The sequence below is a fragment of the Flavobacterium silvaticum genome (assembly GCF_012911565.1).
GTDB classification, from domain to species: Bacteria; Bacteroidota; Bacteroidia; order Flavobacteriales; family Flavobacteriaceae; genus Flavobacterium; species Flavobacterium silvaticum.
On the sequence record NZ_JAAMPU010000104.1, the window covers coordinates 224834 to 243607 of the forward strand.

18 protein-coding genes are annotated in these 18774 nt (G+C 45.1%); 5 read left to right on the forward strand and 13 right to left on the reverse strand.

Annotated features, from left to right (window positions below; translation table 11 throughout):
* Window positions 1-17 precede the first annotated feature (17 nt).
* The 3 genes from cphA to G6047_RS09085 all read left to right on the forward strand — a co-directional run bounded on the left by cphA (window position 18) and on the right by G6047_RS09085 (window position 6090).
* Entirely contained in the window at window positions 18-2642 is a 2625-nt protein-coding gene (gene cphA, locus G6047_RS09075; protein ID WP_169527285.1) for a cyanophycin synthetase, read from the forward strand.
* A gap of 50 nt (window positions 2643-2692) precedes the next feature.
* Window positions 2693-3736: an acyltransferase gene (locus G6047_RS09080; protein ID WP_169527286.1), complete on the forward strand. Its 1044-nt coding sequence runs from the start codon at window positions 2693-2695 to the stop codon at window positions 3734-3736.
* Between the two features lie 221 nt (window positions 3737-3957).
* Window positions 3958-6090 carry a S9 family peptidase gene (locus G6047_RS09085; RefSeq protein WP_169527287.1) on the forward strand — a complete coding sequence of 711 codons (2133 nt, stop codon included), beginning with the start codon at window positions 3958-3960 and terminating at the stop codon, window positions 6088-6090.
* A 66-nt stretch (window positions 6091-6156) separates the two neighbouring features.
* Here G6047_RS09085 and G6047_RS09090 read toward each other — a convergent pair whose 3' ends face one another.
* The 6 genes from G6047_RS09090 to G6047_RS09115 form a co-directional block, all read right to left on the reverse strand.
* Window positions 6157-6987, reverse strand: coding sequence for an oxidoreductase (locus G6047_RS09090; protein WP_169527288.1), 831 nt, complete (start codon window positions 6985-6987; stop codon window positions 6157-6159).
* Between the two features lie 11 nt (window positions 6988-6998).
* Window positions 6999-7835, reverse strand: coding sequence for an SDR family NAD(P)-dependent oxidoreductase (locus G6047_RS09095; RefSeq protein WP_169527289.1), 837 nt, complete (start codon window positions 7833-7835; stop codon window positions 6999-7001).
* Window positions 7836-7917: 82 nt separating this feature from the next.
* On the reverse strand, window positions 7918-8820 hold the full coding sequence (locus tag G6047_RS09100; protein WP_169527290.1) for a helix-turn-helix domain-containing protein: 903 nt from the start codon (window positions 8818-8820) through the stop codon (window positions 7918-7920).
* A gap of 168 nt (window positions 8821-8988) precedes the next feature.
* A complete protein-coding gene (locus G6047_RS09105; RefSeq protein ID WP_211165414.1) occupies window positions 8989-9432 on the reverse strand; it encodes a carboxymuconolactone decarboxylase family protein in 444 nt (147 codons plus the stop codon).
* Window positions 9433-9510: 78 nt separating this feature from the next.
* The gene (locus G6047_RS09110) at window positions 9511-10080 is read right to left on the reverse strand and encodes a Crp/Fnr family transcriptional regulator (protein WP_169527291.1); all 570 of its coding nucleotides are present in this window, start codon (window positions 10078-10080) and stop codon (window positions 9511-9513) included.
* Between the two features lie 16 nt (window positions 10081-10096).
* Window positions 10097-11032: an NADP-dependent oxidoreductase gene (locus G6047_RS09115; protein ID WP_169527292.1), complete on the reverse strand. Its 936-nt coding sequence runs from the start codon at window positions 11030-11032 to the stop codon at window positions 10097-10099.
* 92 nt (window positions 11033-11124) lie between these two features.
* Between G6047_RS09115 and G6047_RS09120 the strand changes: the two genes are divergently transcribed.
* The gene (locus G6047_RS09120; protein ID WP_235946526.1) at window positions 11125-11496 is read left to right on the forward strand and encodes a winged helix-turn-helix transcriptional regulator; all 372 of its coding nucleotides are present in this window, start codon (window positions 11125-11127) and stop codon (window positions 11494-11496) included.
* Window positions 11497-11650: 154 nt separating this feature from the next.
* Here the strand turns inward: G6047_RS09120 and rplT are convergent, their stop codons facing one another.
* The 7 genes from rplT to G6047_RS09155 all read right to left on the reverse strand — a co-directional run bounded on the left by rplT (window position 11651) and on the right by G6047_RS09155 (window position 17666).
* Window positions 11651-11995: a 50S ribosomal protein L20 gene (rplT, locus tag G6047_RS09125; protein WP_169527293.1), complete on the reverse strand. Its 345-nt coding sequence runs from the start codon at window positions 11993-11995 to the stop codon at window positions 11651-11653.
* A 115-nt stretch (window positions 11996-12110) separates the two neighbouring features.
* Window positions 12111-12308, reverse strand: a complete 198-nt coding sequence (gene rpmI, locus G6047_RS09130) for a 50S ribosomal protein L35 (protein ID WP_169527294.1) — start codon at window positions 12306-12308, stop codon at window positions 12111-12113.
* 24 nt (window positions 12309-12332) lie between these two features.
* On the reverse strand, window positions 12333-12881 hold the full coding sequence (gene infC / locus G6047_RS09135) for a translation initiation factor IF-3 (RefSeq protein WP_169527312.1): 549 nt from the start codon (window positions 12879-12881) through the stop codon (window positions 12333-12335).
* A 57-nt stretch (window positions 12882-12938) separates the two neighbouring features.
* Window positions 12939-14891 carry a threonine--tRNA ligase gene (gene thrS, locus G6047_RS09140; RefSeq protein ID WP_169527295.1) on the reverse strand — a complete coding sequence of 651 codons (1953 nt, stop codon included), beginning with the start codon at window positions 14889-14891 and terminating at the stop codon, window positions 12939-12941.
* Between the two features lie 408 nt (window positions 14892-15299).
* The gene (locus G6047_RS09145; RefSeq protein ID WP_169527296.1) at window positions 15300-16424 is read right to left on the reverse strand and encodes a coiled-coil domain-containing protein; all 1125 of its coding nucleotides are present in this window, start codon (window positions 16422-16424) and stop codon (window positions 15300-15302) included.
* 15 nt (window positions 16425-16439) lie between these two features.
* Window positions 16440-17102 carry a hypothetical protein gene (locus G6047_RS09150; protein ID WP_169527297.1) on the reverse strand — a complete coding sequence of 221 codons (663 nt, stop codon included), beginning with the start codon at window positions 17100-17102 and terminating at the stop codon, window positions 16440-16442.
* Between the two features lie 12 nt (window positions 17103-17114).
* Window positions 17115-17666: an RNA polymerase sigma factor gene (locus tag G6047_RS09155; protein WP_169527298.1), complete on the reverse strand. Its 552-nt coding sequence runs from the start codon at window positions 17664-17666 to the stop codon at window positions 17115-17117.
* A gap of 227 nt (window positions 17667-17893) precedes the next feature.
* Between G6047_RS09155 and G6047_RS09160 the strand changes: the two genes are divergently transcribed.
* Complete coding sequence (locus G6047_RS09160) at window positions 17894-18511, forward strand: hypothetical protein (RefSeq protein WP_169527299.1); 618 nt, start codon at window positions 17894-17896, stop codon at window positions 18509-18511.
* Window positions 18512-18774: the final 263 nt, after the last annotated feature.

Sequence of the window (18774 nt, forward strand, 5' to 3'; positions counted from 1 at the left end):
TTAACTCTTTTTGTTTTATGAAAATCCTTAAAATACAGGCATTGCGCGGGCCGAATATCTGGAGTGTGCAACGCAAGAAACTAATCCAGATGCGTCTTGATCTGGAAGAGATGGAAAATTTTCCAACCAATAAAATCGACGGATTCCGGCAGCGCATCGAAGCCTTATTGCCGAGTCTTTATGACCACAGATGTTCCGAAGGCGTTCCCGGCGGATTCTTTTCCCGCATAGACCGCGGTACCTGGATGGGACACGTAATCGAACACATCGCGCTTGAAATACAGACGCTTGCCGGAATGGAAACCGGTTTTGGCCGCACGCGTGAAACCAAAACACCAGGCGTTTATAATGTAGTCTTTAGTTATACCGAAGAAAATGCAGGCCTTTTTGCAGCCGAAAGTTCCGTCGCGATTGCCGAAGCATTGATTGCCGGGACCGATTACGACCTGGAAGCCGATATCCAGAAAATGCGTGAAATCCGCGAACGCGACCGTCTTGGCCCGTCTACCGGAAGTATCGTGGAAGAAGCTGTTGCGCGTGACATTCCGTGGATCCGTCTGGGGACAAACTCACTTGTACAGCTTGGTTATGGTGTCAACCAGATGCGGTTCCAGGCGACGATAACGTGCAAGACTTCGAACATTGCGGTAGACATTGCCTGTAATAAGGAAGAAACCAAACGGATGCTCGAGATGAATTCGGTTCCTGTCGCCAGCGGAAGCATTTGCGTGGACGAGGAAGATCTTGAAAACACCATCAAAAAAATCGGTTATCCAATCGTATTGAAGCCGCTCGACGGAAACCACGGAAAAGGCGCTTCGATCAATGTCACGACTTGGGAAGATGCCGTCGCCGGATTGGCACACGCCAAAAATTACAGCCGTCGCGTGATTGTTGAAAAGTTCATTACCGGTTTCGATTTCCGGGTTTTGGTCATTGATAACAAACTGGTTGCAGCTGCCAAACGCGTTCCGGCCCACGTTGTCGGAAATGGAGCAGATACGATCCAGCAACTTATCGATACGACAAACCTTGACCCAAGACGCGGTTACGGACACGAAAATGTACTGACCGAAATTTCGGTTGACCGCGACACGACAGATTTGCTGACCAAACTCGGCTATTCACTTGAAACCGTTCCGAATGCAGGGGAAATCGTCTACCTCAAATCGACTGCGAACCTTTCTACAGGCGGAACTTCAGTTGATGTGACCGATATGATGCATCCCGAAAATATCTTCCTCGCCGAACGTATTTCCAGGATCATCGGGCTTGACGTCTGCGGAATCGACATCATGGCAGAGAACCTTACACAGCCTCTTAAAGAAAACGGTGGTTGTATCCTTGAAGTAAACGCCGCTCCGGGTTTCCGGATGCACCTGGCGCCGAGCGAAGGCTTGCCCAGGAACGTAGCAGCTCCGGTAATTGATATGTTATATCCGCCTGGAAAACCAAGCCGTATTCCAATCATTGCCGTGACCGGAACGAATGGTAAAACAACCACGACGCGTCTGCTTGCACATATCGTAAAAAATAATGGATACCGTGTCGGTTTTACGACTTCGGACGGCATCTATGTCCAGAACCACATGATGGAAAAAGGCGATACGACCGGGCCGTTGTCTGCGGAATATATCCTCAAAGACCCGACTGTGGAATTCGCGGTGCTTGAAACGGCCCGCGGAGGAATTTTGCGTTCCGGTTTAGGTTTCAGCCGATGCGACATCGCTGTCATCACAAACATCCAGGAAGATCATCTCGGATTGTCCGACATTCATACATTGGACGATCTGGCCCGCGTGAAGAGCACCGTGGCCCGAAGTGTCAAAAAAGACGGTTGGGCCGTGCTCAATGCAGAAGATCCGTATTCGATAAAAATTGCTTCAGATTTGACCTGCAACGTTGCCTGGTTTGCAATGGACGAGGAAAATCCGTTCGTCAAAAAACTGAGCAAGGAAGGAAAGATCGTCGCCGTTTATGAGAATGGATTCATAACGATAAAGAAAGGCGAATGGAAAATCCGTGTCGAACGCGCTACGCACGTGCCGTTGACTTTGGGCGGAAAAGCGAAATTCATGATTGCGAATGCGCTTGCCGCTACACTTGCTTCGTATTTGTACGGTTTTAAGACAGATGATATTTCATTGTCGCTCCAAACCTTCATTCCAAGTGTGGCACAAACGCCTGGCCGTATGAACATCTTCGAATTCAAGAAATTCAAGGTACTTATTGACTTTGCGCACAATCCGGCGGGTTATCTTGGCGTCGAGGATTATTTGTCAAGTGTCGACGCGAGCAAGAAAATAGGCATTATTTCCGGTGTTGGCGACAGACGCGATCAGGACATCAAGGAATGCGGTGCCATCGCCGGCAGAATGTTCGACCATATCATCATCCGTCAGGAAAAATATTTACGCGGAAGGACCGAACAGGAAATCATCGACTTAATTCTGGAAGGCATCCATGAATCTGATAAAAGCGTCACATATGAAATAATTCCCAAAGAGGTCGAAGCTATAAAACATGCTATAAATTCGGCAGAAGAAGGTACATTCATAACTGCTTTGAGCGACGTTGTGACCAATGCCATTGAAATTGTTCAGGAGTATTTAGATAAAGAAAATGAAGAAGGGACACTTTAGGATTGGCAATGGTGTTGGAAAATGAAGCATGTACCTAATCATTCCGAGTCATGATTCCTAAGGCAAAGACCAAAACCTTATGGATAGAAAACCTGAGAGCGATTGCAACAGTAAGTGTTATATTGCTTCACGTTTCAAGTCCGTTGCTTTATGCTCATGATGAATCGTTGAATTCATATTGGTGGCTGGGGAATGTATTTGACAGCGCGGTTCGCTACTGCGTTCCTGTTTTTGTTATGATTACGGGGACGTTGCTACTGCCTCAGGAGATCGATCTGAAAGTGTATTTTTCCAGGCGGATCAGCAGGATACTTATTCCATTTTTGTTTTGGAGTTTAGTGTACATATGCAATGATTTACTCCAACTCAGGGCAGACGGAAAAAGCTTTGCAGTGCATGATATCATATCATTCTCGATCTCACATTTATTATACGGAGCTTCTTATCATCTTTGGTATGTGTACATGCTGATTTGTTTGTATTTGGTCATCCCGTTTTTAGGCAGGTGGATCAGGCACAGTTCAGAAAAGCAAATACAATATTTTTTGTCACTTTGGATTTGTATAAATGCCGTGTGGCTATTTGGTAATTTTGGGAATAATACCGTCTTTTATTTTGGCCAGTTCATAGGCTATTTGGTATTGGGGTACTACATTTCCACAAAAGATTTTAAGCTTAGCCTGAAAGTTTCTGACAAAGTTGCTTTGTTGCTATACTTGACAGGTGTAGTCGTTACTCTATTAGGAACATACATAGTGACTGAGAGGACAGGAAAATTCAGTAATATTTTCTATGATTACCGTTCCGTGAGTGTAGTCGCATCGGCAACAGGTATTTTTATCCTTACAAAAAACAATGCATTTACTGTTAATCGTCATGTTTCGAGCCTTGTGAGTTTAATAGGTAAGTTAAGCTACGGAATATATCTGGTTCACGTTCTTGTATTATATTTCCTTGATAAATCAGGCATTAATGCAACGTTTATTCATCCGTTGATTGGCATACCATTAACTGCCATTCTTTGCCTTTTCCTTTCTATGCTTGTACCGTTGCTGGTGCAAAAATTACCGTATGGAAAATACATCGCCGGATAATACAAAACATTTTTAAAAACGGGAAGCAGGCACTTCCAAGCTGCTTAGTCAAACAATTTGTAACAAAGGATACCGATTCCCGACAAAGGTTTCAGTATCCTTTTTACATTTGCAAACAATAATTTTTATTCGTATTTGTATTATTTATTGGCGATTCAAATCCAAAAGATTCATTTTTAGCCCATAAAAAATAATAATATCAATAAATAATAATCTTCTTCATGATTAAAAAAATAACTGTCGCTTTCAGTCTTTTCGTTGCTTTGGCGGCGTCGGCTCAAACCAAACAACTGACACTCGACGAAAGTGTTCTGCAACAATATCGTCAATTCCGAGCCGATCAGCTTTCCGGTTTCCAGTGGATCCCGAATACAGATAAATATGTGTATTATGCAGATAACGGACGCAAGCTGCTTACGGCATCGGCAGCAAATCAGACAGCCACGGAATTAGTGACTTTAGCCGATTTGAGTACAGCATTGGGCGATGATTTCCGATCTGTCGGCGGTTTTGAATGGAAAGACCAAAATACCATGATCATCAGCAATGGTGCGGCTTATTTCGCCTACAATCCGTTTACGAAGAAAGGGAATAAGTTGTTTCCGGTTCAGGCCGACGGTGATAATTTTACCTTTGATCCGACAAAAAAACGCGGTGCTTTTACCGAGAAAAACAATCTCTACATTCTCGATACGGACGGAAGCAAAAAAGCAGTCACGTCTGAATCCGATCCCGGAATCGTATCAGGCCAATCGATAGCCCGGAATGAATTCGGTATCAACGGTGGCATTTTTTGGTCGCCAAAAGGAAACCTGCTTGCCTTTTACCAGAAAGATGAAAAAGGGGTCGCCGATTATCCGCTGCTCGACATCAATGAAACGCCTGGGAAACTGCAAAGCATCAAGTATCCGATGGCGGGCCAGACAAGTGAAAAACCAAAAGTTGGAATCTATAATGTGACAACAGGAAAATCGGTTTTCGTCTCTCCAAAAGGAGCCGAAGACGATTACCTGACAAATCTTTCGTGGACGCCCGATGAAAAATTTGTTCTCATCGCCGAAGTCAACCGCGGACAGAACGATATGCGACTCAATTTATATGATGCATCGACGGGTGCTTTTGTCCGCACTTTGCTTCAGGAGAAAAACACGGCCTGGAGCGAACCGGAACACCCGGCGTTTTTCCCATCGGAGAAGTGGAATGATTTTATCTGGATCAGCGAACGCGATGGTTTCAACAATCTGTATCTGTATTCGATTGACGGAAAACTCAAAAAGCAGCTGACTTCAAATAAGTTCGTGCTTCATGACATCATCGGATCGAATCCGGCGGGAACAGAAATTTTCTTCAGCGCGACCGGCCCAAACCCGACGAATATGTTGGCGTACAAAGTCAGCTTAAACGGAAAGCAAACCCAGATCACCAAAGACGAAGGCGTCCACAATGTTTCGGTTTCAACAGATGGGAATTGGGTCTTTGATGATTTCTCCAATCATTCCACACCTGGAAAATCGTTGCTTTACGACAAATCTGGCAAATCGAAAACGCTGCTTGAAAGTGCCAACAAATACAAGGATTATGTGATAGGCACTTCCGAAATCAAAACGATAAAAGCAGCTGACGGAACTACGGATTTGTACACCAGATTAATAAAACCATCGAACTTCGATGCATCCAAAAAATATCCGGTTCTGGTATATGTCTATGGCGGCCCGCATGCGCAGATGATCACGAATTCTTACCTCGACGGAGCAAACCTTTGGATGTATTGGATGGCCGAGCAAGGGTATTTGGTGTTTACGGTAGATAACCGCGGATCTGAAAACCGTGGCTATGCGTTCGAAAGCGTCATCCACAGAAACGTCGGAACCAATGAAATGGCAGACCAGCTCAAAGGTGTCGATTATTTGAAGTCGCTTCCGTATGTCGATGCGAACCGGTTGGCTGTACACGGCTGGAGTTTTGGCGGTTTCATGACGACTTCACTCATGCTTCGCGAACCAAATACCTTCAAAGTTGGCGTTGCCGGCGGCCCGGTCACCGATTGGAAGTACTACGAAGTCATGTACGGCGAACGCTATATGGACACGCCGGCTGAAAATCCGGATGGTTTCAAAACGGCGAGCACGCTCAATTACGTCAAAGATCTTAAGGGAAAATTGCTTTTGATTCATGGAACAAGCGACGATGTCGTGGTCATGCAACAGAATTTCGCCCTCATAAAAGCCTTTGTCGAAGCTGGGAAACAGGTTGATTTCTTTGCGTATCCAATGCACAAACACAACGTGATTGGCAAAGACCGCGTGCATTTGATGCGTAAGGTACTGGATTATGTCATCGATAATAACAAATAGTTTTCTTACGCTATTAAACACAAAAACCCGGATGCAACGTCCGGGTTTTTTATTGGTATCCGAAGCTTAGAAGTCCGTATTTACGGTCAGCTCTTTCCATTGTTCGAGTTCGGCTTTCATGGCGTCGGCTTTTGAAACGGCCAATCCATAGGCATCGCTTCCGAGGAATAAATGCACGGGCGGATTTTCGTTTTCGGCTGCTTCAATAATCGCCGCGACACCTTTAACCGGATCGCCGGGTTGGTTGTTGCTGATTTGTTCCTGGTGGACGCGCTGTGATTCACGTGCACCGGCATAATCGGAGATTTCTGTTTTTGGCGTTACCAGAGAATCGGAATTGAGGAAGTTGGTTCTGAAATATCCAGGCAAAACAGCTGTTACTTTAATCCCGAAATCTTTTGCTTCGACAGCCAACGCTTCGGTGAATCCGATTACGGCAAATTTTGTGGCACAATAAATTCCGAACCCGGAAAAATCACCTAAGTAGCCGCCGATTGATGAAATGTTGAAAATATGTCCCGAACGTTGTTTGCGCAGAATCGGGAGTGACTGACGGATGACATTCAATGATCCGAATACGTTCACATCGAAATTCTTTCTGCTTTCTTCGTCGGACAATTCCTCGACCGAACCGAAAAGGCCGTAACCTGCGTTGTTTACGACGAAATCGAGTTTCCCGAATTTGGATACCGTTTCATCGACAGCGCGTTTTACATCGGCTTCATCAACGATATTCATGGCAAGCGGCAGGAAATTTTCGTTCGTTCCGATGAGTTTTTCAAGTTCCGTTTTGTTGCGTGTCGTGGCTGCGACCTTATCGCCTTTAGCCAATAATTGTTGTGTCATTTCGAGGCCGAATCCTTTCGACGCCCCGGTGATAAACCATACGTTGTTCATGTTGCTGATTTTTAAAAATCTGTTGAAAGTGTGAGTGTTTTGTAATCTTCGAGTTCTTTTGTGAGTTGCTCGATTTTGAGTGTGGCTCTTCGATAGGCATCGGAACCGAGAAATAAATGCACCGGCGGATTTTCCATTTTTCCGAGTTCGATTATTGCCGAAACCGCTTTTTCCGGATCGCCTTGCTGTTTGCCGTCCATAGCCTCCATCTTTTTATGGGATTCGCGAATGGCGGTGTATTCCGGTAGTTTTGTTTCAGATAAAACCAAAGATGAACCCGTCAGGAATTCGGTTCGGAAAGCGCCCGGAGCGACTACGGTTGCTTTGATTCCGAATTCGGCGACATCCTGGGATAATCCTTCGGTCAATCCGAAAACCGCAGCTTTTACCGCAGCATAAGTTGGCCAGCCGATTCCGGGATTGAAACCGGCAATTGAGGAAATGTTGATGATGTGGCCCGAACGATTTTGACGCATCGATGGGAGAACGGCAGCAATCGTGTTTATGGTCGCGTGCAGGTTGATGTCGAAAGCGTCGTTGATTTCCCTTTCGGAGACTTCCTCCAGGCTCCCGCCGATTCCGTAACCTGCATTGTTGACAAGGACATCGATTTTTCCGAATGTTGAAATCGCTTTATTGATCGATTCAAAAATGCTTTCACGGCTCGCCAGATTGGTTTCGAGTGCCAGGAAATTTGGATTGTCGTTTATCTCCGATGCCAGTTTCGAGCCATCACGCGAAGTTGCCGCAACCGAATGCCCCGCGGCCAAAAGTTGTTTTACCAGTGAAAGTCCGAGGCCTTTTGAAGCTCCGGTAACGAACCAGGTTTGTTGATTTGTATGCTCCATTTGTACTAGAATTTGTATGGAGCAAAGTTCGGTCAGGAATCAGGTCGACAGATAGCCCGATTCAAACCAATAGTTGCAAAAATCAAACAGTTCGGAATTTCATTGGAGATTGGGCTGCGTGTTTGCGGAAAAAGTTGTTGAAGTGAGACGCTTCTTCAAACCCGAGCGAATATCCTATTTGGGAAACATTCCAGTCGGTGTGTTTGAGTAAGGCCATGGCTTCCGAGGCCAATCGTTCACCTATAATGGAAGAAGTCGTTTTTCCTGTCACGGTTTTAACGGCCCGGTTCAGGTGGTTTACATGTACGGATAAAGAATCGGCAAAATCTCCGGGTGATCGCAACTGGAAACGCTGGTCGACATTTTCGATCGGGAACTGGCGCTCAAGAAGTTCCATGAATACATTGGTGATGCGCGCATTGGCATCGGCGTGGCGATACAGGTTTTCAGACGGTTCACGCTTGAGGGCGAAATGCACGAGTTCCATTACCAGCGTCCGCAGCAAGTCATATTTGAACGGATAATCGGAATTTATTTCTTCGATCATTCTTTGGAAACGCACCGTGACTTCGGCATCATCTGAATCAGATAACAGGTAACCCGGTTTTCCGCCGTGGATGAACATGGGCAAGTCATTGATATTGCTGCGGATGGCATCGGTGAAAAACGGTTCGGTGAATATGCAGAAGTATCCGCTGCGTTCATCGTCTAAAGGTTCCCAGTTATAGGGTGTGTGTGGACTGAAGAACATCAGTGTCGGCCCGTCGATTTCGATGCTTTTGTCAGCGTAATGATAGCGGTTCTTGCCACGCATCAGGCTGATTTTGAAGAATTCGCGCCGGCTGTATTTGACATTGGATTTTCCGTCCATGAAACAATCTTCCATCCGGAACACATTGAAATGACCGGCGCCAGGTTGATAGTTTTCCGGTTCGGAGTTGAACTTCTGTTTGTAGAAATCGGTGATGCTTTGTGATTTTTCCATTTTGCAAAGTTATATAAATCAAACATCAGGAAATGAAAAAAGCCGCAGAAATCCACGGCTTCGTAATTTTGGTTGAGTCTGGAAACTCTGTTTGGAATGTGTCAATTTGTTTGTGGAGATTTAAAAATCCACATGTGTCGTTGTCACATTCCGGATCAGTTGCATGATTCAATCGTGCTGAACCGGTAGTTCCGTCGTAATGGCAATCCGGTTCCAGGCGTTGATGGTAACAGCCATCATGATGATTGCCGATAGATATTCGGGAGAAAAATGTGCGGCAGCGGCTTCATAGTTTTTTTGTGAAACGCCGCCGTTTGAAATGAGCGTGATTTCTTCAATAATCGCAAGGATCGCTTTTTCCTTTTCGTCGTAAAGATCCGTCTCTTTCCAGGCATTCAATAGGTAAATTCTTTGTTCGGTGAAACCTATTTTACGCGCTTCTTTGGTGTGCATATCGATACAGAAGGCACAGCCGTTTATCTGCGAAGCGCGAATCTTAATGAGTTCTTTGTGGACTGGATCGAGACCGGAAGTGGCAATGAATTTTTCAAGTGAAAGCATAGCCTGAAAAGCGGCCGGCGTGGTTTGTTGGATGTTGATGCGATGTGACATGATTTGTTGTTTTTTAATTACATCACAAATTTCTGCCAACGGTTTTCCAAAAAACTTGAAGTACTTCAAGAAATGGAATTACACTTTTCCAGCCCGTATTTTACTCAGGAATTCGGCAGATAATCCGAGGTAAGACGCAATCATGTATTGAGGCACACGCTGGATAAAATGCGGAAACATGGTATTCATGTTGTTGAAACGCTCTTCGGCCGACATGGTAAACAAATACCGGATGCGTCTTTGGTCCGCGCCAGCGGTTTTCTGGAAACACATCCGGAAGTAACGCTCCAGTTGTGGAATTTTCGAAACGAGTTCGTCCAGGTTCTTTTTGGTTACGGTTACAACTTTTGATTTCTCAAGTGCCTGAACAGAAAAAACAGCTTCGGTTTCATTATAGAAGGCAAGCATATCGCCCAACCACCAGTTTTCGATGGCGAATTGGGTCGTGATTTCGGTTCCTTTTTCAGATAGTAAAATCAGCCTGAGGCAGCCTTTCGAGACGAAAAAAATCCTGTCGGCCTTTTCATTCTGGGCCAGCAGGATTTCTTTTTTTGCGAATTCTTGTTCCGATACCATGTCTTTTAGGAACATGATTTCTTCATTGTTCAGTAACACGAATTTTAAAATATGGGCGACGAATTCCTCCATAGCCCAAATATAGGATTTATAGCGTTACGACAATTTTGCCGCGGGTGCGTCCGGTTTCAATGGCTTCATGTGCTTTTGGTAATTCTGGTAAATCAAATGTTTGTGAAACTTCCGATTTTAGTTTTCCCGATTGAAGCAAATCTGCAATCGCCTTCATATCTGTTCCATTGCTTTCCACCATGCTGAACCCGAGTTCTACGTTGCGTTTGGCGGCGGCTTCACGAACTTCAGTCAAATCGGCTCCGGACGGAAGTGTCCACAAGATACCGCCATCTTTTACAGTGTCCAGCATTTGTTTCAAGGGTTCGCCAGATAAAGTGTCGAGCGAAAAATCAAAGCCTCTCGCGTCCTGCCAGTTTTGTTTTTTGTAGTCGATGACATAATCGGCACCTAGCGATTTAACGAACTCTGCGTTTGGAGTAGACGTGATTCCGGTTACTTCGGCTCCAAGACTTTTTGCAATCTGGACCGCATAATGACCAACTCCGCCTGCCGATGCCTGGATCAGGACTTTGTTTCCTGGTTTGATACGGGAAGCAAGGATTTGATAGGCAGTCAGTGCGGCAAGAGTCGCTGCGGCGGCTTGTTCAAATGAGGTATTGTCGGGAATGATAGCGAGCTGATCCTGAGGTGCGGCAACGAATTCCGCATAGGCTTTTCCGTGTCCGGGAAAGTTGACCATCCCAAAAACATGATCGCCAGATTTGAATTTGGTCACATCTGAACCAACTTTCTCCACGATTCCGGCAATGTCCCAGCCCAGGATCAATGGCGATTGGCCTTTGATTCGTCCATAAACGCCTTTACCTGCACGGCTTTTTGCATCGACAGGATTTATGGAAATGGCTTTGGTTTTTACGAGTACTTCATTGGGAGCGATTTCCGGAGTTGAAATTTCAGTAAGTTTGAGTGCCGATGCGTCTCCGGGTTCATTTAAAAGGTATGCTTTCATAGGGTTATATTTAAACTATAAAAATTATAGTGACAAAACTAAGTATAGTTATTTATCTTTGCAATAACTATCCAATCGGATAGCTTGAAGTTATGACAATAGATATCGGAAATGAACTGTATGACCTGAACGGAAAACTGTATCCGTGCAGCACAAGTATTACCATGGATTTTATTGGCGGGAAATACAAAACCGTGATTTTATTCCATCTGAGGAAAGCAACCTTACGCTACAATGAACTCAGACGCATGATGCCCGGAGTCACAGAAAGGACGCTCAGTATTCAACTCAAACAACTCGAAGAAGACGGACTCATCAGCCGAACCGTATATACTTCCAAGCCACCGCTGAAAGTCGAATACGCATTGACCGATTTTGGACAGACGCTGGTTCCGCTACTTGAATCCATCGCAAAATGGGGCAGGGATGTGGCTGGTGAAAAGGCGGTGGTTAAAAAAGTTTGAAGATTGGAAGATCGGAAGTTCGGAAGATCGGAGGTTCAAAAAATCAAAAGATCGGGACTTCGGCAGATTTCTTCCGATCTTTTGAACTTCCGAACCATAAACTAAAAAATCCGCCTTTTGGGCGGATTTATAAGTCAAACCGGATTAAAAACGTTTATTTTACTTTGCTCACAATGGCTTTGAAAGCCTCTGGGTGATTCATGGCAAGATCTGCAAGAACTTTGCGGTTCAATTCGATACCTGCTTTTTTAGTCTGACCCATGAATTGTGAGTACGACATTCCTTCCAGACGGGCTCCAGCGTTGATACGTTGGATCCACAAGGCGCGGAAGTTTCTTTTCTTTTGCTTTCTGTCGCGGTAAGCATAAACCATTGCTTTCTCTACCGCGTTTTTGGCAACTGTCCAAACGTTTTTACGACGCCCGAAGAAACCTTTGGCTTGCTTCAGGACTTTTTTTCTGCGAGCTCTTTTGGCTACGCTGTTTACTGATCTTGGCATACTTTTCTTGTTTTTTGCAGCAGGCGCCCTGAATTGAATCGAAGGGACTTTTTTGGGCCTGAAGCAGGGTTATAAATTACCTTTTCAATCGACGGTTGTCAATTGGCAACTGGTCTTAGATAAGACGCAATTGTTGTTTTACGCTTTTCTCATCTGTCGGGTGAACCAAAGCAGAGTGAGTCAACGCCAGCTTACGCTTCTTTGACTTTTTAGTCAGGATGTGGCTTTTGAAAGCGTGTTTCCTTTTGATTTTACCAGAGCCCGTCACTTTAAAGCGTTTCTTGGCGCTGGATTTAGTTTTCATTTTAGGCATAATTCCTAAGTATTGTGGTTTGACTTATTTCTTCTTCTTCGGCGCAATGAACATAATCATCCGCTTTCCTTCCAAAATTGGCATGGCTTCTACCTTGCCCCATTCATCGAGATCGGTTGCAAGTTTCAGGAGCAAAATCTGTCCCTGATCTTTATAGATAATCGAACGACCTTTGAAGAATACAAAAGCTTTCACTTTTGAACCTTCTTTAAGGAATTTCTCTGCATTCTTGCGTTTGAACTCGTAATCGTGCTCGTCTGTCTGCGGCCCGAAACGGATTTCCTTGATGGTAACCTGTGTCGATTTGGCTTTCAAAGCCTTGTCGCGTTTCTTTTGCTCGTAAACGAACTTCTTGTAATCCATGATCTTGCAGACCGGTGGCACCGCATTAGGCGATATTTCCACAAGGTCCAATTCGAATTCGTCAGCTTTTCTCAAGGCTTCAGAAAGCGAATATACCCCCGGCTCGATGTTCTCTCCTACGAGACGAACTTCCTGCAAGCCGCGGATATGCTGGTTGATGCGGTGTGCATCCTTTTTTTCGACCCGTGCAGGGCCTCTGTTATTCCGTATTGCTATGGCGTTTAAATATTAATTGTTAGACGTTGTCGTTGTTATTTGTTGTAAAGATCAATTCCCAAAAACCTTTAGGGTTGCATTGATTTCGTCATTAACCATCTTAGCGAATTCTTCGATTGAAACGGTAACATTGCCTTTCCCTTCCTGCCCGTGACGGCGGACGGAAATGGTTCCGTTTTTCTCTTCTTCCTCGCCTACAATGAGCATGAACGGGAACTTTTTGGTTTCGGCTTCCCGAATTTTCTTCCCGATCGTCTCGTTGCGATTGTCAATTAGGGCGCGAATTTCGTGATTTTCGAGCAATTCCAAAACTTTTTTCGCATAATTTTCATACTTCTCACTCAGGGACAGAATGATAGCCTGTTCCGGCATAAGCCAAAGCGGGAAATTTCCGGCCGTATGTTCCAGCAAGATAGCAATGAAACGTTCCATTGAACCGAATGGAGCGCGATGGATCATGATAGGGCGATGCAGTTCGTTATCGGCACCTTTGTAGGTCAGTTCAAAACGTTCCGGCAAATTGTAATCTACCTGTATCGTTCCGAGTTGCCATTGGCGACCGAGCGCATCTTTGACCATGAAATCGAGTTTCGGGCCATAGAACGCAGCTTCACCATATTCCACCACATGGTTCAGGCCTTTATCCAAAGCCGCTTTTTTAATTGCAGATTCTGCTTTTTCCCAGTTCTCGTCAGATCCGATATACTTTTCCGGATTATCCGGGTCGCGCAATGAAACCTGAGCCGTGAAATTCTCGAAACCTAAAGATCCGAAAACATAAAGCACCAAGTCAATCACGTTTTTAAACTCATAATCGAGCTGATCCGGTGTACAGAAAATATGCGCATCATCCTGAGTAAATCCGCGAACACGTGTCAATCCGTGCAATTCACCCGATTGTTCGTATCTGTAAACCGTTCCGAATTCCGCATAACGCTTAGGCAAATCCTTGTAAGACCAAGGTTTCACGGCGTAAATCTCGCAGTGGTGCGGGCAGTTCATCGGTTTGAGCAGGAATTCCTCTCCTTCTGCCGGCGTATGTATCGGTTGGAATGAATCCGCTCCGTATTTGGCATAATGGCCAGAAGTAACATATAAGTCTTTTTGGCCAATGTGTGGTGTCACAACCTGTTCATAACCTGCCTGTTTTTGTGCCTTTCTGAGAAATTGCTCCAAACGGTCGCGCAATGCGGCACCTTTCGGCAACCACAAGGGCAAGCCTTGTCCGACCTTTTGTGAAAAGGCAAACAATTCGAGTTCTTTTCCGAGTTTACGGTGGTCGCGTCGTTTTGCTTCTTCAAGCAATTCAAGGTAATCGGTCAGGTCTTTTTGTTTTGGGAACGAGATGCCGTAGACACGTGTCAACTGCTTGTTCTTTTCGTCTCCGCGCCAGTAGGCACCTGCAACGCTCATGACTTTCATTGCTTTGATCAAGCCGGTGTTCGGAATGTGTCCGCCGCGGCAAAGGTCCGTGAACGTCGAATGGTCGCAGAAAGTTATGGTTCCGTCTTCCAGGTTTTCGATGAGTTCCACCTTGTACGGATTGTTCTCTTTTTTATAAAAATCAAGTGCCTCTGCCTTAGTCGCCGAACGCATCTTAAAGTCATATTTTCCTCGTGCGATTTCAAGTACTTTGTCTTCTATAGCCTTGAAATCGGTATCGGAAATCTTGTAATCGCCAAAATCGACATCATAGTAAAAACCATTGTCGATCGCAGGCCCGATAGTCAGTTTCACGCCCGGATACAATTCCTGAAGTGCCTGAGCCAATACGTGCGAAGTCGAGTGCCAGAAGGCTTTTTTGCCTTCTTTGTCGTTCCAGGTAAAAAGTACAAGTGAGCCGTCGGTCGTCAGTTGCGTTTCGGTCTCTACCGTCGTTCCGTTGAACGAGGCAGAAATCACGTTACGGGCTAAACCTTCACTGATGCTTTTGGCAACGTCCATAGGAGTGACGCCGCTTTCAAAGCTTTTTACCGAACCGTCTGGCAATGTAATCTGGATCATAATTTTTGATTAGTGGTGCAAAGATAATTAACAATTAATAATTAACGATTAATAATTGAATTGGTTTGAAGCTTGATCCCGCTGCCCGCTATTAGTTTTTTTCGTGCGGCGGCATTTTGCAGACCGGCGCAAGAGCTCCCGTTGGTCGCTTCGTGCCGGTGGCAAAATTGACGACCGCACGTTCAAAAAGCTAACCGCTTGCATCGGGGCTAGGCTGCAAGGTCAACAGAAGCTGATTGCCCGCGTGAGACCCGAGGCTTTAGCCGAACTGGCGAAGCAGATGTGAGGCATTGTTTGAGCTCTTTTTGCCGAAGCATGAGGCAAAAAAGCGAGTGCCGGCAGCCCGGCAGCAAAAACAAAAGCGGCCCGAAAAGCCGCTTTTGTTTTTGGTGACACGCCCTGAAAAAATCAAAGATCGAGTCGAATGGCAATTGAAAATACGTTGTCTCGCGTAGGTCCGTTCTTGAAAAGCGGCTGCAAATCATAGGTCGCGTAAATTGAAACCGGGCCGTAACCCACGTAAGCGCCAAGTCCGTAGACAAAATTGCTGGCATTGAACGAACGCTGTTGCGTGTCCTGTATTTTGCGTCCGTTGTCGTAATATCGCGTAACCTGATTGCTCCATAAATTCATTCCGGCATATCCGCCAATCCCGGCTTTCCAGTGGTTCACGGTGCTGTATCTGAAATGATCATAGTATTCGTATTTTTTGGAAGGCCCGAATTCAAGGTAAACGGGAAATACAAGGTTCGTGACGCGGAATTTTTGGTATTTGAGGTCTTCAGCTGCTGTGGTAAACAGGGTTTTGTCGCCATCTACGCTTACATACCTGTTAGCTGTGAGCGTGAATGCATGCAACTGGAGTGAGGCACCTGCAGCCAGTCGCCAGAAATTATTGTCTTTCATAAGGCGAATCCGTTCAGTCCAGCCGAGTTCTGCGAATCCGCTCTGCCAAACCTTATAAGGCGAATCCTTGAAGGAACGATTTGAGGAAAAAGCATTGCTGAGGCCGCCGGCCACGACAATATCGCCATAAGACCTTTTGTCATACTTGACTTTTTTGGTGTCGTTCCGATAGCCGTAGCCCAACAGCCAGCTTCCTTTATCGTCGTATACATTGCCAAGCCCGATTTCGAGAGACTCGCCCTGGCTGTACTCAAAAGCCCAGTAATTGTCGCGTTCAAGTAGCTTTTTCTGGGTTTCGATAATGGCAAGTTTCTGGTCGATGTTCAATGCTGAGTTTTTGGCTGCATCTTCTTTGAGTTTGCGTGCTTCGTCTGCCGTAATTTCATTTTTGGCCACACGGTCGTTGATTTTTTCCAAAACCTTTTTGAGTTCGAATTTTTCCTGGTCTTCCACACGCTTTTTTTCTTCTTCAAGCTCTTTGAGATAGAATTCCCGACGGCTTGCGCGGGATTGCGGATCTTCAAACTGCATCCTTGGTGATTTTACAGTATCCGGAACTACATTCTGTGCGTTTCCGGAAAACATGGCAAAGCCTGTCGCCACAAGGGCAAAAATGATTTTTTTCATGATGATTGAGTTGGTTTAACGCGGACCGCCGAATGCGATCTTTATTTTTTTGTGTGTCATTAAATTCTGGAAAACGTTGGAGCGGAATTCACCCGTGAGTTCGTCTTCGCTGTCGCGCAGCAGGGCAGTGGCATCGGTATTTTGGGTCGGGCCGTTCCCGGCAGCTATTTCGCGTCGGGCTTTTTCGATCAAAGCGTCGACATCGTCTTCCGAGATGGTTTTTCCGGATTCGTTCATTTGGATGACGACTGCAGCTATTTCTTCGATTTTGCGTTTTTCGAGATCGGCCTGTTGCGTGTTGATCAGTTCGATCGGGGTTTTTATTTCGTCTTTCGGAACAGCAACGGCAAGTGTCTCGGCCACGGATTCCGGTCGTTTATTTGAAGTTTGCGTCTGATTGATTTTTTCGGGGACGATAACCGGTTCAGGCATGGGTTTTACAACTTCGTTCGGGGCAGAAACAACTGCATTTTCCTGTCTGTCGGAACCGGAATTCAAAAAAGCAAAAATCCCGAGAGCGACAATCAACAACGCGGCAATCCATAAAAATGGGAACTTTCTTTTTGGTTTTTTGGCCTGTCTCTGAAGCATGACGCGTTCCCACGCATTTTCCGACGGATTGATGCGGCGCTGGTCCAACACGTTTCCTAACTGTTTGTCAAAATCTAAATTTTCCATATTCCTTTTCATTTAGCGCAGCTTCGCGATTTGAGGGTTCAATAGTTCCTGAAGCATGCGTCGTGCCTTGAATAATTGTGATTTGGAAGTGCTTTCTGATATCGATAGCATTTCCGCTATTTCTTTATGGCTGAAACCATCTACGGCGAACATCAGCAATACTGTTTTGTATCCGTCGGGTAATTTGTCAATCATGAGTTGTAGCGTTTCCGGATCGAACTCAAGTTCCGTCGTTTCTGTAACCTTGTTTTCGGCTTCTTCAATTTCGGCGAAGTACATTTTTTTGCGGCTTCTTAGAAAGTCAATCGATTCGCGCACCACGATCCGTCTGGCCCAACCTTCAAAACTTCCTTCGAATCTGTACCTTTCTATGTTTTCGAAGATTTTGGCAAAAGCCGTGATCATTACGTCTTCTGCATAATGCAAATCAGAAATGTAGTATCGGCAAACACTTAGCATTTTTGGTGACAGCCGATCGAACAGCTGGCGTTCGGCGGCGGCATCGTGCTTTACGGCGCGTTTTACGAGAGCTTCCTCTGAATTGAATAACTGTATTATTTTCACAAAAACGGGTTTCTTTTGCTAAAGACGGAAATTTAGAAATCAAAGTTGCCTGAAGAAAAACTTTTTTTATCGGCAACAATTAATTGTTATTAAAATGTTGACAATTCGAAGTTTGTAAGTCGGATATTTTTGGCCAAAAAACATTAATATTGATTTGCCCAAAAAAAGTAGGCTATGGTAATACTTGCTTAATCTGTTCTACGTTTAACCTACAAAACAAACAATCTATGCAGCGTAACTATTATTCTTTCGTTTTCCGGCCTTCTCAGGAGGTGATGGATAATGTTGCGGATATGAGGAGTAAATTAGGTGATACAGGCAAGAATCAAAACGATTCGGAAGCCAGCGTAGGGATAATGGAATTTGAGGCTAACGAAAGTGAATTGCCGTATTTTAAGGAATATGCTGCGAAATTTGCTTCTGTTTGTACTTCTCAAACAGTGGAATTTACAAGTCTCGATGCGATTTCACCATCTCCAGGACGGGATAATGGCGTGCTTTATTTTGCGGCATCCAAGTCAAACCAGCCTTATTTTCGTTCCATGATGGATGCGTTTTACGCCGATTTTCCCATGAAGGATCAAATTTGGGCGTATCTCTCGCAAAAACCATATATCACTTTAGCCCGCGGCCTTTCCAAGAACAGACTGCTTACAGCTAAAAATTACTTTACAGGTATAAGATCCCTCAAGTTGCGTTTCGAGTGTGGTAGCATTACGCTTCGGCAATTTGACCCGGCCACCCAACAATTCCTGATTCTTCAGGACTATGTTTTTGGAATGTCTCCGCAGGTTGTGCCTTCATCTGTATCAGGCAATATTATTTCCGCTTCCGGAAAACTTTAATCTTTACATATTATATAAGTAGGTTTATGTCTTGCCGCTCGGAGCATAACCTTCCATTGGGTTTTGTGCTCCCGGGTTATGCGTCTTGGTCCTCACGCAGGTGCGCCGTCCGGCAACCGGAAAAAAAATCCCTGTCCAACGCACGAGTTCCCAGGTCCTTACGGAAAAGGGGAAAAAACTTTTGGGAAAAGGCTTGGAAAAGTAAAAAAGGGGGCTACCTTTGCACCCGCTAAAGCAGCAGGCTCTTATATATTCTGATGGTT